At 46.5% G+C, this 15184-nt stretch carries 14 protein-coding genes; all 14 read right to left on the bottom strand.

All coding sequences use genetic code 11. The annotated features are described in order from the left end of the window. On the bottom strand, positions 1–828 hold an 828-nt coding region (locus AC29Z1_RS04530; protein WP_488270268.1), incomplete at its 3' end, for an RNB domain-containing ribonuclease. A 1-nt stretch (position 829) separates the two neighbouring features. Further along, positions 830–1225 (bottom strand): PaaI family thioesterase, encoded by a 396-nt coding sequence (locus AC29Z1_RS04535; protein ID WP_488270269.1) that lies wholly within the window; start codon positions 1223–1225, stop codon positions 830–832. A gap of 52 nt (positions 1226–1277) precedes the next feature. Continuing rightward, a complete protein-coding gene (locus AC29Z1_RS04540) occupies positions 1278–2021 on the bottom strand; it encodes an alpha/beta hydrolase (protein WP_488270280.1) in 744 nt (247 codons plus the stop codon). A 28-nt stretch (positions 2022–2049) separates the two neighbouring features. Beyond that, positions 2050–2778, bottom strand: a complete 729-nt coding sequence (locus tag AC29Z1_RS04545) for a gamma-glutamyl-gamma-aminobutyrate hydrolase family protein (RefSeq protein ID WP_488270270.1) — start codon at positions 2776–2778, stop codon at positions 2050–2052. A gap of 253 nt (positions 2779–3031) precedes the next feature. Continuing rightward, entirely contained in the window at positions 3032–5038 is a 2007-nt protein-coding gene (locus AC29Z1_RS04550; RefSeq protein ID WP_488270271.1) for a sodium-translocating pyrophosphatase, read from the bottom strand. 80 nt (positions 5039–5118) lie between these two features. After that, a complete protein-coding gene (secG, locus tag AC29Z1_RS04555; protein WP_488270272.1) occupies positions 5119–5349 on the bottom strand; it encodes a preprotein translocase subunit SecG in 231 nt (76 codons plus the stop codon). Between the two features lie 217 nt (positions 5350–5566). After that, positions 5567–5776, bottom strand: coding sequence for a hypothetical protein (locus AC29Z1_RS04560; RefSeq protein ID WP_488270273.1), 210 nt, complete (start codon positions 5774–5776; stop codon positions 5567–5569). 28 nt (positions 5777–5804) lie between these two features. Beyond that, complete coding sequence (eno, locus tag AC29Z1_RS04565) at positions 5805–7097, bottom strand: phosphopyruvate hydratase (RefSeq protein ID WP_488270281.1); 1293 nt, start codon at positions 7095–7097, stop codon at positions 5805–5807. A 16-nt stretch (positions 7098–7113) separates the two neighbouring features. Continuing rightward, the gene (gene gpmI / locus AC29Z1_RS04570; protein WP_488270274.1) at positions 7114–8655 is read right to left on the bottom strand and encodes a 2,3-bisphosphoglycerate-independent phosphoglycerate mutase; all 1542 of its coding nucleotides are present in this window, start codon (positions 8653–8655) and stop codon (positions 7114–7116) included. 22 nt (positions 8656–8677) lie between these two features. Beyond that, positions 8678–9439 carry a triose-phosphate isomerase gene (tpiA, locus tag AC29Z1_RS04575; RefSeq protein ID WP_488270275.1) on the bottom strand — a complete coding sequence of 254 codons (762 nt, stop codon included), beginning with the start codon at positions 9437–9439 and terminating at the stop codon, positions 8678–8680. A 15-nt stretch (positions 9440–9454) separates the two neighbouring features. Then, positions 9455–10642 (bottom strand): phosphoglycerate kinase, encoded by a 1188-nt coding sequence (locus tag AC29Z1_RS04580; protein ID WP_488270276.1) that lies wholly within the window; start codon positions 10640–10642, stop codon positions 9455–9457. A 78-nt stretch (positions 10643–10720) separates the two neighbouring features. Continuing rightward, the gene (locus AC29Z1_RS04585) at positions 10721–11728 is read right to left on the bottom strand and encodes a glyceraldehyde-3-phosphate dehydrogenase (RefSeq protein WP_488270277.1); all 1008 of its coding nucleotides are present in this window, start codon (positions 11726–11728) and stop codon (positions 10721–10723) included. A gap of 151 nt (positions 11729–11879) precedes the next feature. Then, a complete protein-coding gene (locus AC29Z1_RS04590) occupies positions 11880–12902 on the bottom strand; it encodes a sugar-binding transcriptional regulator (RefSeq protein WP_488270278.1) in 1023 nt (340 codons plus the stop codon). A gap of 145 nt (positions 12903–13047) precedes the next feature. Next, positions 13048–15006 (bottom strand): pyruvate kinase, encoded by a 1959-nt coding sequence (gene pyk / locus AC29Z1_RS04595; protein WP_488270279.1) that lies wholly within the window; start codon positions 15004–15006, stop codon positions 13048–13050. Between the last annotated feature and the right edge of the window lie 178 nt (positions 15007–15184).

Genomic DNA, 15184 nt, shown 5'->3' on the forward strand with positions numbered 1-15184 from the left:
TCCGTTTTTAAGCCGCTCGATGTGCACGGCATCATCCAAGTCTTTGGCATCTTCACCATCAATGGTCACAATAGTAAGATCTCTGAGGTCGCGACGACCTAATAAATCCTCCTCACTAATGGTTGTGGGAATACGAGCAGCCGCTTTTTCCACTTCAGGAGGAAACTCTGTCGGCAGATTGTGATTTTTGATAATGGAAAGTATCTCAATCCCCGGATCGCCCTGCTGGCCTAACACTTCGACAATCCGGCCAGCAGCGCTTTTTTGTTTTTGCGGCCAGTCGGTAATTTCGACGACCACTTTGGAACCAGTTTTGGCACCAGCCATTTCTTCTTTGGGAATAAAAATATCGCGTCCTATCCGCCGGTCATCTGGCAGAACAAAGCCATAATTGCGGCTGGCCTCTAAGGTTCCCACTACTTTAGTATTGGCACGGGAAACAATCCGGATAATCTCGCCTTCGATCGCTTTGCCAGACGCGTGGCGATGATGCATCCGCGCAACTACCCGGTCACCATGCATAGCCCCACCCACAGCGTCAGGAGGAATGAAGACATCATCCATGTCACGATTTTCCGGCAAAATAAAGCCAAACCCTTTGGTAGTTGCAGAAAACTTGCCGACAACCAGGTTCATACGTTCAGGCACACCATACTTACCATAACGAGTTTTGATGATAGCGGCAGTAGCCTCCAGCTTGTCCAATACCTGCCAGAATTCTTCCAACTCTTTGCCGCGAATGTTCATACCTTCTGCTAAATCCTCGGCAGTAAGCGGTTTGTAGGCTTCTTCGCGCATGAACTCCAATATCCTGTCAGCTAAGTCCATTTTACCCATCTCCTTTTACAGCAACTATCGCTTTTCCTTCAGCCGTAACTGTTCCATCTGGTAACGTAATTTTACTAGCTAGTTCATACATTTTTCCCCGCTTGCCGGTAATCCATCCACTGATCGTTAATTTTTGGCCAATTGGCGTGGGCTGGCGAAACCGTACTTCGAGTTTAGCAGTAACAGCGGTAAGATTCTTGGCATATAAATAACGCGCCATAATCTCGTCCATCAGCGTGCTTACCAACCCCCCATGCATAATCCCGCCATATCCTTGATGCTCCGGTCCGGGAGTAAATGTTGATACATACACATCATTTTCTTCACGAAAACGAAGTTTAAGTCCAATCGGGTTATCCTGACCGCAGGCAAAACACCAGTTATCATTTCCGCTCATTAATACACCTTCTTATGTTATTGTCTGATTTCTACTTGATTTAAGTTTTTTCTTACTGAATCTTAACACTAAAAAAATTACTAATTTCTTGAAAAACAGTGTCACGTTCTTTGTCAAGCGTCACAATGTGACCTGAATGAGTAAGCCATACTAGTTTTTTTTCGTTACTACCCAACTTATTATAAATATACTGGGCACTCTCGGGTTTGACGGTATGTTCGCTTTTGGATTGCACAATCAGTGTCGGTACGTTGATTGACGGCAACAATGCATCAACCTCTTTGATTAGCTCTAGCAGGCTGGATAAGCTGTTTAAGGGTGTTACGTCATAAGTGATCGAATACTTTTCGCCAATGTCCGGCAGGCGTTTGCGTTTCTTAGGCACATAATTAGTAAACAGTCGATACAGTGGCAAGAGCGGCAGACGCTTATTAGCAATGTAGATTGGCGTACTCAGAACTGCCAGCCGCATGAGCGGATATTCACTGGCCAGCTTGAGTGTCAATAATCCGCCCATGGACAATCCCACTCCCATGACATGACTACATATTCCAGCCAACAAATGGTAACCATCTTCCACACTGCCGTACCAGTGATTCCACCTTGTTTTCGCCAATTCCTCGGGAGTTGTACCATGCCCCGGTAACCGGGGCGCTAGTACCGTATAACCTAGTTTGTTTAGATATTCTCCTGCCAAGCGCATCTCTGATGGCGCTCCGGTAAAACCATGCACCAATAGTACTCCAAATTCACCGCCAGGCAGAAAAAAAGGCTCAGATCCTGGCATGATGGCCAATGAAAACTCCCCCATTGATCGATTAATGTTAGTATTTCCGGTCAGCCGCTGCTACAAACGCTTTGAATAATTCAAGCATGACCGGATATTTGTCAATCATTAGTTCAGGATGCCATTGGACACCGACTACAAAAGCCGCAGTTTCGTGTTCAATGGCTTCAATAACTCCATCTTTTGCGCGTGCGCTTACCATAAGCCCACGGTCAAGATCTTTGACCGCCTGGTGATGGAAGCTATTGGTCATTACTTTTTCACCCAATATCTTGGCCAATTTACTGCCTGGTTCCAGCCAAACAGTATGCCCGGCATAGTCACCGGAAGAATTTTGATAATGCTGAATCCTAGCTTTATCAGGCGATAAGTGCTGGTGAATAGTACCTCCTAATCCAATAGCAAGCATCTGGCAGCCACGGCAAATACCTAGAATCGGCTTATTTGCTTTTAACGCTAAGTTTATAAGCAGTAACTCATGCATATCCCGCTCGGGGATAACTTTCCCCAACTCAGGTACCGGTTCTTCCCCAAATAGCTGCGGTTGCGCATCACCGCCGCCGCTTAATAACAGTCCATCTACTGCTACCAGTTGCTGTTCGATAGCTGTTTGATCGGTAATAATTGGCAGCAATATCGGAACCCCGCCAGCACAAAGCACTGACCTAATATAAGCATCATTTACATATTGCCGTTTAGCACTGGTTGAGATTCCGTCTTCTGTTAAAAATTGGTTGGTAGTAATGCCAATTAATGGTTTAGGCATATCGATTCACCTCACCAGCTATATTTTTCATACTATTATACCATTATCTCCCACAGAAAGAAACGAAAGGATCCAATCAGTGAGCTTGTTTCCACAAAGCTAAAATAAAGCTAACGCTGACTTGGTAAGTCTACTCCTCCTAAAAAAACACTGCCTAGTCGCCTGTAGCTTTTGGCGTCTTGACTCAGTACATAAGTTCCCAAAAAGCAATAAAAACGCCAAGCTACATGAGCTTGGCGTTTTACATCATATTTTAGAAGAAGAGCAGCGGAGCAATAATCAGTGAGATAGTGCCGGCAACTTTAATCAGCGGGTTCATAGCCGGGCCGGAAGTATCTTTAAAGGGGTCACCAACGGTGTCGCCAATAACAGCAGCAGCATGAGTTGGTGTACCTTTACCACCGAATTTGCCTGTTTCAATCCATTTTTTCGCATTATCCCAAGCACCACCGGAGTTGGACATGAACAACGCCAACAATACACCGGCAGCAGTTGCACCAGCTAAGAAACCAGCCAGCGCCTTAGCGCCAAGAATAAAGCCAACAAGAATCGGTGAAGCTACAGCAAAGAGACCTGGCAGCATCATTTCGCGAATAGCAGCCTTGGTACTGATATCTACGCAACTAGCATAGTCAGGGCGGCCTGTACCTTCCATAATACCAGGAATTTCGCGGAATTGACGGCGAACTTCGCCAATCATTTCAAAAGCGGCTTTACCTACTGCTTCCATAGTGAAGGCACAAACCAAAAATGGTAGGGTAGCGCCCAGGAAGATACCAATAATAACAGCCGGGTCAGCCAAGTTAATAGCCAAATGACCGTCAACTAAAAGACCAGACAAGTTGGGGTTTTTAGCAATTTCTTCACCAAACGCAGTGAAGAGAGCCAGCGCAGTCAGCGCAGCCGAACCAATAGCGAAACCTTTGGCAATAGCAGCCGTGGTATTACCAACTGCGTCCAGTTTGTCAGTGGTTTTCCGGATTTCTGGTCCAAGTTCAGCCATCTCAGCAATACCACCGGCGTTGTCAGCAACCGGACCAAAAGAGTCAACAGCAACAACCATACCGGCAGTACACAGCATCCCCATAGCCGCCATGGCAATACCATAGATACCTGCTGAATTGTAAGCAACCCAGATAGCAACAGCAAATACTACCATTGGCAGAGCAGTACTTCTCAGACCGCAGGCAATGCCGGCAATAACGTTAGTAGCAGGACCGGTTTGCGAAGCATCAGCAATATGTTGGGTGGGGGCTTTGGTATTGGAAGTATAATATTCGGTAATGGCACCAACAAGTACGTTAACTGCCAAACCGCAAATAACAGCAATTGTAATACCCATGGCATTGGCGGGGAACATTATACTTGCAAAAGCATAAGTAGCAAAAGCCACGAGAATATTGGTTCCCCAAATACCGCGGTTCAAAGCAGCCTGAGGGTCACCGTCTTCGCTGGTTCTAACCAGGAAGGTGCTGACAATCGATGCAAAGATACCGGCTGCACCAATGACCAACGGGAAAAGTACGCCATTGATATCGCCTTTGAATACAGTTTGTCCAATAAGCATAGCAGCAATAGCGGTAGCAGCGTAAGACTCAAACAGGTCAGCACCCATACCAGCAGTGTCGCCTACATTGTCACCAACGTTGTCTGCAATAACGGCCGGATTACGGGGGTCATCCTCTGGGATACCAGCTTCTACCTTACCAACTAAGTCTGCACCGACGTCAGCCGCTTTGGTAAAAATACCACCGCCAACACGGGCAAAGAAGGCAATCGCACTGGCACCAAAAGCAAAGCTGTTAATAACTACAGGGTCTTTAAAGATTATGTATAAACTAGAAACACCCAAAAGTCCTAAACCAGCAACAGACATCCCCATTACTGCCCCAGCGCGGAAAGAAACATTCAGCGCCTTGTTTAAGCTGTGACGGGCAGCTTCGGTAGTCCGGGCATTCGATTTGGTGGTTGAGGTCATGCCAGCATAACCAGCAATGGCTGAACAAATAGCACCAACCAGGAAGGATACAGCTAATTTGTAACCGTCGATAAATAATAGAATAAAGAAAATTACGATAGTAAACGGAATCAGTGTTTTGTACTGACGATTCAGGTAGGCCATAGCACCTTCAAAAATGGCCTGTGAAATGTCTTGCATTTTTTGGTTGCCAGGGCTTTCTCTTAACACGCTGGTCATCAAATACGCAGCAAAAGCCAGCGCCACAAGGCCCGCCACTGGCGCAAAATACAATAAATCCATGGTAACTTTTCCTCCTTTGAACTAAACCCTGAAAAATACCCCAATATGCCGGCTAATACCAGCTATTGAGGTTAGTGATGCTACTGCATCATTTTAACCAAAATCAATGTCACTATTCCAAACAAGGCGGCGAGGATAATGGTTGCCTTTGCCAAGATTCCATCAAGGCCTTTACCTTTGCCACCGAATATAGTTTCGGCCCCCCCGGCAATTGAACCCGATAAGCCTGCGCTCTTACCCGACTGCAGCACTACAACGGCAATTAATGCAATCGCAAGCACGCTTTCTAAAATCATCAGTCCAGTTATCATTTCTTAACCCCCCCCATGACTGATACCGTTATTCCTTGCTGCAAAATCACGTTGCCAAGGCATAACAACATTCTAACATACGGAGTGAGACTTGACAATTATTTAGTCGATTTTTTCACACATTTATTTCATATTTTACCCAAATTTATAAAAAATAAACAGCCGGAATACCCGGCTGTCAATGATTTGTCGGTACGCTTTATTTGAGGTGAGCCGATTAGGGAAGATCAGGATGCAGATTTACGTTAACAGCATGCGTATTCAGACGGCTGGTGCAGCCAAATCGGCCTTCTTGCTGCTGAATGACTTCCATATTGGAACTGCCGCAATGTTCGCAAACCTGCTTGTTCAGACATTCCATCATGTCTCCTTCACATTCATACAAATAGCCACAATCATTGCAGCGAATAAAATATCCCTTCGGCATAATTTGTTCACCTCCTTTGGGCGCAACCTTATCTTAGGTTATAAAACACTTTGCGGCCGCGATATTGAGCAAGTTCACCCAATTGCTCTTCGATCCGGAGTAATTGATTGTATTTGGCCACACGGTCAGTACGCGCCGGAGCACCGGTTTTAATTTGGCCGGCATTAACGGCTACGGCAATATCGGCAATGGTAGCGTCTTCGGTCTCACCTGAACGATGGGAGATGACGCAAGTATAGCCGGCACGCTTCGCCATTTCAATGGTATCAAAGGTTTCCGTCAGTGTACCAATCTGATTGACTTTGACTAAGATGGAGTTAGCCGTTCTGGTGGCGATACCTTGGCTCAGACGCTCAACATTAGTAACAAATAAATCATCACCGACTAACTGAATTTTGCCGCCCAAGCGCTCTGTTAACATTTTCCATCCATCCCAATCATCTTCCGACATGCCGTCTTCAATGGAAATGATCGGATATTTTTCGACCAACTGACTATAGTATTCCACCATCTCAGCCGAAGTTTTCACAACACCTTCGCCGGCAAGATGGTAATTTCCGTCTTTATAAAGTTCCGTAGCAGCCACATCAAGGCCTAGCATAACTTGTTCGCCTGGTTTGTATCCAGCTTTTTCAATGGCTTCAATGATGACTTTGAGTGCTTCTTCATTAGAAGCCAGATTAGGAGCAAAACCGCCTTCATCGCCGACAGAGGTAACTAAATTCCGGCTGCCAAGCACTTTTTTGAGGCTGTGGTAGATTTCTGAACCCATTCGAAGAGCTTCGGCAAAACTTTCTGCGCCTACAGGCAAAATCATAAACTCCTGAATATCCACGTTGTTGTCCGCATGTTTACCGCCATTTAAAATGTTCATCATGGGTACAGGCAGTTCTTTGGCATTTACGCCACCCAGATATTGATACAAAGTAAGACCTAAAGCAGCAGCTGCCGCTTTAGCTACAGCCATCGATACACCAAGAATCGCATTAGCGCCTAACTTGGCTTTGTTGGGAGTACCATCAAGCTCTAGCATAACTTTGTCAATACCGATTTGATCCAGTGCGTCCATACCAATAACTTCTGGACCAATAATTTCGTTTACATTTTTAACCGCTTTAAGCACACCTTTCCCTTGGTAGCGGTTTTTGTCACCATCACGCAGTTCTACGGCTTCATAAGCTCCGGTAGATGCACCTGAAGGAACAGCGGCGCGACCCATGGTGCCATCTTCCAGCAGAACGTCAACTTCTACGGTGGGATTGCCGCGGGAATCCATAATTTCTCTAGCTAAGACATCAACGATAGTTGTTTTTCCTCCTATGCATATATATTGTTAATTATTTTACTAACAGACTTTTACCCGTCATTTCTGCCGGCTGAATCATCCCAGCCAAATCTAAGATGGTTGGCGCAACATCGGCTAGGATGCCCTCACGCAGCGTAGCCCCTTTATGAGCTTCAGAAACCAGAATAAAGGGTACCCGATTGGTCGTGTGAGCAGTAAAGGGTTCCCCGGTTTCCGGATCGCGCATAACTTCAGCATTGCCATGATCGGCGGTAATCAGCGTAATCCCGCCCCGGTTACGCATGGCTGTAACCACCCGGCCGATACAATGATCAACAGTGGTAACGGCCTTTGTCGCTGCCTCCAAGTTACCTGTATGACCCACCATATCACCATTGGCATAATTAAGAATAATCAGGTCATATTTACCCGATTGTATCGCCTCAATGACCTTGTCAGTCACTTCAGGCGCACTCATTTCCGGCTGCAAATCATAGGTAGCTACTTTCGGCGAAGGTATCAGCAGGCGATCTTCTCCGGGAAAAGGCTGCTCTTCCCCGCCACTAAAGAAATAAGTAACATGAGCATATTTCTCGGTTTCGGCAATACGTAGCTGCGTATAGCCAGCCTTACTAAATACTTCACCTAACGTATTAGTCGGGTGATCAGGCGGAAACGCTACTGGTACATCTAGTGTTTCATCATACTGCGTCATGGTCGCAAAATAACGCGGTAAATCTTCCTGCGCACGTTCAAAGCCTTTAAATGCGACACTAGTCAATGCATGACTGAGTTGGCGGGCGCGATCAGGCCGGAAGTTGAAGAAGATGACACCGTCGTTCGGTTTTATCCCGCGATACCCAGAATTAGTAATGACTGTTGGTTCGATAAACTCATCAGTTACCCCTTGTTGGTAGGCGTTCTCAACAGCATCAATAGCGGTAGGCGCTTGGTTGCCCTGAGAATAAACCAGTGCTTGATACGCTTTGCCAGTGCGCTCCCAGCGCTTATCCCGGTCCATAGCATAGTACCGTCCGGCGACAGTAGCAATTTCACCGATACCGTTTTGGGCTATATAGTCTTCCAGTTCTTTGATGTAGGTAGTAGCACTGGAAGGGGGTACATCCCGGCCATCTAGAAAGGCATGAATGTAAACCTTAGTTAAACCGTGCTGTTTGGCAAGTTGGAGCAAGGCATATACATGACTGATATGACTATGTACCCCTCCGTCAGATAACAATCCCATCAGATGCAGCGCTCCGCCTGATGCTTTCGTTTGTTCACATATCTTAACAAGTACCGGGTTCTGAAAGAAATCACCCTCACGAATGGCTTTACTGATACGGGTAAGGTCCTGATACACAATACGTCCTGCACCAATATTCAGGTGACCTACTTCAGAATTGCCCATTTGCCCTTCCGGCAAACCGACCGCCTCTCCGGAACAACAGAGCGTAGTTGTAGGATAAAGTTCTGTTAAGAGAGTTATATGAGGAGTATCAGCTTTGGCAATAGAGTTGAATTCATCGTCACCACGGCCAACACCCCAACCATCCATGATAATCAGCGCAATAGGGGAAGAAAGTTTAGCCACGTTTATTTCTCCTTTGTTTTTCCTATACATGCTGCGGAAACTTTACTAATTTGCTAAAGGTATCTGCTTCCAGGCTCGCACCGCCTACTAAGGCGCCGTCAATATCCGGTTTGGCCATTAGTTCAGCAATATTGTCCGGTTTGACGCTGCCGCCATATTGAATCCGAAGACTCTCAGCAGCTTGCTGACCGAACATAGTGGCTACTGTCCGGCGAATAAAGGCACATACCGCATTGGCATCATCAGCAGATGCTGTGCGTCCGGTGCCAATAGCCCATACCGGCTCGTAAGCAATAACCAGATTAGCAACCTGGTCAGCAGTCAGGCCGTCAAGCCCGCCCTTAACCTGAATCTCCACTACCTTTTCTGTTTCCTTGGCCTCCCGCTCAGCCAGCGTTTCTCCGACACATATGATAGGAGTTAACCCGGCCTTGAAAGCCGCCTTGGCTTTCTTATTTACCGTTTGGTCGGTTTCAGCAAAATATTGCCGCCGCTCAGAATGACCAATAATTACATGGGTGCAGCCAATGTCTTTTAGCATACCTGGAGCAATTTCACCGGTAAAAGCGCCTTTTTCTTCCCAGTGCATATTTTGAGCTCCCAAACCAATGTTTGTGTCCTTTACCGCAGCAGCAACTACCGCCAGCGCAGTAAAGGGGGGGCACACAACAATTTCCACATCGGTCACGGCTTTGGTCAAAGCATGGATGTCCTGCACAAGAGTAACACCTTCGCCGGCCGTTTTATGCATTTTCCAGTTACCAGCTATAATGGGTTTGCGCATCTGATCACTCCTTACTTATTTATTCGCCAAAGCAGCAACACCTGGTAGTTCCTTGCCTTCCAAAAATTCCAGCGACGCACCGCCGCCTGTTGAAATATGGGTAATTTGATCAGCCAGTTTAAGTTTTTCCAGCGCAGCTACCGAGTCACCACCGCCAACTATGCTTTTAGCCCCTGAGGCAGCTACTGCTTTGGCTACCGCTTCTGTACCTACCGCAAAGGCGTCAAACTCAAATACACCCATAGGCCCATTCCACACTACCGTCTTAGCATCCTGCAAGCTTTGGGCAAACTTGGCGGCTGAAGCTGGGCCAATGTCAAGCGCCATCCATTCTGCCGGAATTTGATCCACTGGTACAGTTTGCCGTTCGGCATCGGCAGCAAATTTATCGGCAACAACCACATCTTCCGGTAAGAGGAAATTGACACCCTTATGTTTAGCCATCGTCATAAGTTCTTTAGCTAATTCGAGCTTGTCAGTTTCCACCAGTGATTTGCCAGTTTGATATCCCTGGGCTGCCAGGAAAGTATTCGCCATACCGCCGCCAATAATCAGAGTATCAACTTTATACAGCAGGTTTTTAATGACCCCGATTTTATCAGATACTTTTGCCCCACCGATGATAGCAACAAAAGGACGTTCCGGGTTACTAACTGCCTGACCGAGAAATAGCAGTTCTTTATCCATAAGAAATCCGGATACGGCCGGTATATACTTGGCGATACCATGTACAGAGGCATGGGCGCGATGGGATACCCCAAAGGCATCATTTACCAGGATTTCTGCCAATTCAGCAAGTTGTTTGGCAAAATCCGGATCATTTTTCTCTTCTTCGGCATGGAAGCGCAGGTTTTCCAGCATCAGAATCTGGCCTGCCCCGAGGGCGGCTGCCATTTTCTTGGCTTCAGGTCCGATACAGTCAGAGGCAAATTGTACTTCCCGCCCACCCAGCAGTTGAGACAGCTTTTGAGCAACCGGTTTGAGCGAAAATTCAGGTGCTACTTTGCCTTTCGGACGTCCCAGATGGCTGGCAATAATAATAGCCGCGTTGTTCTTAAGCAAAAACTCCAATGTCGGAAGAGTAGCCCGGATACGGGTGTCATCGGTAATATTACCTGCTTTATCCATAGGTACGTTATAGTCTACCCGCACCAGCACTTTTTTGCCGGCTACCACTACATCGTGTAAATTTTTTTTATTCATACAGATCCCTCCCGCAATCAGTAAGGTGAGGTGTAAGAGAAGCAACCTCAAATGGCTGAGATTGCTTCGTCTTGCGACTTACAGACCTTTGCTGATAATAAAGTTAATCAGATCAACAACCCGGTTGGAATAGCCCCATTCATTGTCATACCAGGCTACTACTTTTACCAGATTGTCGCCAACCATCATGGTAGACGGACCATCGATAATGGAGGAATGCGGATTGCCGTTAAAGTCTTTGGAAACAAGTGGTTCTTCGGAAAAGTCCATAATGCCTTTCAGTTCACCATTGGCGGCTGTTTTTAATGCTGCATTGACTTCTTCCACAGTAGCCGGTTTTTCCAGTTGCGCTACCAGGTCAGTAATGGATACATTCGGTGTAGGCACACGCAGAGCAAAACCATTCAGTTTGCCTTTGAGTTCAGGCAGCACCAACGCAACGGCTTTAGCAGCACCAGTAGTTGTCGGAATAATCGACATGGCAGCAGCCCGAGCACGACGAAGATCTTTATGCGGCAAATCAAGAATATTTTGGTCATTGGTATATGCATGAACAGTAGTCATTAAGCCGGATTTAATACCAAATTTTTCATGCAGTACTTTAGCAAACGGAGCCAAGCAGTTGGTGGTGCAGGAAGCATTGGATATAATGTGATGGTTAGCGGCATCATATTTATCTTGGTTTACACCCATAACGATGGTAATATCTTCGTTTTTGCCTGGAGCCGAAATAATAACTTTTTTCGCACCGGCTTGGATATGAGCCATAGCCTTATCTTTTTCAGTGAAACGGCCTGTGGATTCAACCACAATATCAACGCCCATAGCTTTCCACGGCAGGTTTGCTGGATCTTTTTCAGCAAGTACTTTTACCAATTTGCCATTGACTTCAATGCCGCCGTCTACAGCTTTCACGTCAGCATTCATCGTACCATGAACCGAATCATATTTTAAAAGATGCGCAAGTGTTTTGGCATCTGTGAGGTCATTTACTGCCACAATTTCAAACTGAGGATTATTTACAGCCGCCCGAAAAACATTCCGGCCAATGCGGCCAAAACCGTTAATACCAACTTTAATTGTCATACAAGAACTCCTCCTAAATAATTAGTTTTTATATATTTTTCCTAGCTGTTTTTTAATTCCCCGCGATAACAGCGGAAATTAAGAACAGCTAAGTACCTAGATTAGAATAACTAAAATTAACCTTCAGACAAGTATATCGTCCCTCTGAATTTTATTTTAGCAATACCTGAATGGCCTTTGCCGCCGCTTCATCAGTAATAAGTACATCTTGTCCACCAGTACTGACCACAGCCAAAATGGCCTTAGCTTTGGTACTGCCCCCGGCCACGGCAATGACTGTACCGATTCCGGCTAAATCATCTAATCGTAACCCAATACTGCTGGTAACATACACCACTTTTCCTGGTAACGCACAGTATTGTCCAAGTGCTTCGCCAACAGCGCCGCGGTGTTCAAGCTCGGCAATGGTTGCAGGCGGCACGCCGCGCCGTTCTGCCATTACTGCGGCTTCGCCAATCCCATGTACCAGGATGTCAGCCTGTTTGATCATTTCAGCCAAGGCTCTAAGATTGGCATCACCGTCCAATAAAGCTTCCAGCGCTTCCTCGCTGACTCCGTCGGGAATATGCAGCAACCGGTAACGCCCACCTAATTTTCCCGCCATAACAGCGGCAATGGTATTGGCCTGATACTCAACCACTTCCCCCAGCCCGCCCCGCGCAGGAACAACAGTAGTGGAAGGAAAACTGAAGTTAATGGCTTCTGCGACTTTGGCCATAGTAGAACCACCGCTGACAGCAATAATCATATCTTCTTGCAAATACTGGGCAAGTACACTTGCCGTAGCCCGGCCCAGTTCGCGCCGTACGGCATGATCAATCTCGCTGTCACCTGGGATTATAACCACTTTTTTCAGATGCAGCCGTTGGCATAATTCATTCTCCAGCCCGACTAAATCTCGCAAGAGACGAATATATTCAGCCAAGTCTGCCATTATAGCTTGCCCTTCTGCCGTTACACTCATCCCTAACGGTGAAAATTCCACCAGTCCGGCGTCTTTGAGCCAATCTACCTGCGTCCTGACAACCCGCTCACCGAGGTTTAATCGTGTTGCCAGTGCCCGCCGGCCTACCGGCTGGGTATGCTGAATATGGCGCAAAAGATTATATCTTGCTTCAATAATCTGTGTAAGTTCAGGCGCAAATTTGCGCTGTAACTGAATGATTTTTTCCATACTAGCTCCCCGGGTTAAACTGAGTCCCGCATGAACATATTTTGTCCCATGTTGGTAACATTACATCTCTTTCCACTTTATTCTTCGCTAATCATAATGAAAATCCTGCCTGCGAATCTAAAATTCGGCATTTTTCCTCCACGAATTATCTGACATTAATAATTCCCTGATACACAATGCCCTGTTGGGGATCAACGGTAACCGTCAGCCCATCTGCCAACCGCTCGGTGGCACCATCGGCACCAACAATAACCGGAATCCCAAAACTAAGGCCGACAACAGCCGCATGTGAGGTTAGTCCTCCCTCCTCGGCAATAATGGCTCCTGCCTGCGCTGCATAGGTCGCGCTTTCTTCATCAACGGCTTTAATCACCAGAATATCGCCTTTTTGAAACTTAGTCTTTAGTTCTTTGGCAAAACGAACAATGCAGATTTTCCCGGTTATTGCCGTTCGGCCAATTCCTGTTCCTTTAAGCAAAATATTGCCCACAGCATGCACCCTGATCATATTTGTCGTTCCCGATACCCCCAAAGGAACGCCGGCGGTAATCACAATCAGATCACCTTCTTTGACCATTCCCGCCGCTACAGCATACTTTATGGCATTATCTACCATCTCATCAGTACTGGTTGCTGCTGGTATCAATACCGGATAAACGCCCCAGAGCAGCAATGAGCGGCGCAAAGTATCTTCCCGCGGCGTTATGGCTATAATGGCCGATTGGGGGCGATATTTGGATACCATTCTGACCGCATGCCCACTATGGGTCAAAGTAAGAATAGCGGCTGCTCCCAAGCCGTGAGACACTTGAACACTGGCATGGCTAATGGCTTCGGTAGTGGTCTTCTCCTGACCTACCCCTTTAGCCATTAACAATTTATCATAAGGCAATGATGCTTCGGTCCGTGCTGCCAGTCTTGCCATGGTTTGCACAGCTTCCACCGGATACCGCCCAGAGGCTGTTTCGCCGCTCAGCATGATAGCATCTGATCCGTCTAAAATAGCATTGGCAACATCACTGGCCTCTGCCCGCGTCGGCCGGGGATTGGTCAACATGGATTCCAGCATTTGCGTTGCTGTAATAACGGGTTTACCCGCTTTATTACATTTTTCAATAATCAGTTTTTGTACCAACGGAACTTCTTCTACCGGAATTTCCACGCCTAAATCGCCTCTAGCGACCATAACCCCGTCAGCCACCTTAAGTATTTCGTCAATCCGTTTGACACCTTCGGCATTTTCAATTTTTGCGATAATATCAATCTGATGTTGTACACCGGCCTCTTCTAATAACTTGCGAATGGCGAGGATATCACCAGCTCGCTGTACAAAAGAAGCGGCAATAAAATCGATGCCTTGGCTGATCCCGAATTGAATATCAGCAACATCCTGTTCTGACAATAATGGTAATTTAACATATACACCAGGTACCGCTACTCGTTTGCGGTCAGAAATGGTTCCACTGTTTTGAACCGTTGTGAGAATATCCTGACCAGATATACGTTCCACTTTCAAACTGATGAGTCCGTCAGAAAGCAAAATCATATCACCTGGCGATATTTCTTCATGCAAAAGCTTGTGATTGACAGACGCTACAGAATGGTTGCCAACAATATCGCGGGTGGTCAGTGTGAAAGCTTGACCTTGCGTAAGGACTGCCTTGCCACCTTCAAAGCATCCTAGGCGCATTTCCGGACCCTTATTGTCCAGCATGATGGCCACCGGTTTCTTCACGGCGCGCGCTGCTTCCCGTACCATAGCTATACGCCGGGCATGTTCTTCATGCGAACCATGAGAAAAATTAAATCTGGCAATATCCATTCCTGCCAACAGCATCGCTTCCAGCACACCAGGCTTGTCAGTACTCGGCCCAACTGTGCAGATAATCTTTGTCTTTTTCATGTAATTCCCCCTATGATTTAGTGCTGTGCAACGTTTGTCGCGCTGTATTAACAAAGCCCGCGGATAGAAGTAGCCAGATGCCGATTGCCAGTCCACAAAGGCAAATTTTTTCCCTTGTAAGGCATCGAGACTAGTATAACCTTTTTCTTGGGCGCCAATGATCAGTCCGGTATAAGAAGCACTATGATTGACAATCGGCATGGTATAAGCTCTCTCTTGCGTCTTGCGAAACATAAGCAACTGGGAGAAAACCAGTCTACATCTACAATTCCATCAACTTCGTCTTTACTCCATACGTTACCTCTCCTGCCTTTACGTATGTGTATGCTGCTTAGTGCATGAATTACCGTTTTTTCCCCAGAACACTATATGCTGTATG

It is taken from the genome of Sporomusa sp., assembly GCF_057736855.1.

Coding starts and splice junctions, on each gene's coding strand:
- AC29Z1_RS04580 (WP_488270276.1), bottom strand. CDS start 10,642: ATGAATAAAAAAAATTTACACGATGTAGTGGTAGCCGGCAAAAAAGTG.
- AC29Z1_RS04560 (WP_488270273.1), bottom strand. CDS start 5,776: ATGCCGAAGGGATATTTTATTCGCTGCAATGATTGTGGCTATTTGTAT.
- AC29Z1_RS04535 (WP_488270269.1), bottom strand. CDS start 1,225: ATGAGCGGAAATGATAACTGGTGTTTTGCCTGCGGTCAGGATAACCCG.
- AC29Z1_RS04550 (WP_488270271.1), bottom strand. CDS start 5,038: ATGGATTTATTGTATTTTGCGCCAGTGGCGGGCCTTGTGGCGCTGGCT.
- tpiA (WP_488270275.1), bottom strand. CDS start 9,439: ATGCGCAAACCCATTATAGCTGGTAACTGGAAAATGCATAAAACGGCC.
- AC29Z1_RS04585 (WP_488270277.1), bottom strand. CDS start 11,728: ATGACAATTAAAGTTGGTATTAACGGTTTTGGCCGCATTGGCCGGAAT.
- pyk (WP_488270279.1), bottom strand. CDS start 15,006: ATGCCGATTGTCAATCATAGTGCTTCTTATACCGGACTGATCATTGGC.
- secG (WP_488270272.1), bottom strand. CDS start 5,349: ATGATAACTGGACTGATGATTTTAGAAAGCGTGCTTGCGATTGCATTA.
- AC29Z1_RS04545 (WP_488270270.1), bottom strand. CDS start 2,778: ATGCCTAAACCATTAATTGGCATTACTACCAACCAATTTTTAACAGAA.
- AC29Z1_RS04590 (WP_488270278.1), bottom strand. CDS start 12,902: ATGGAAAAAATCATTCAGTTACAGCGCAAATTTGCGCCTGAACTTACA.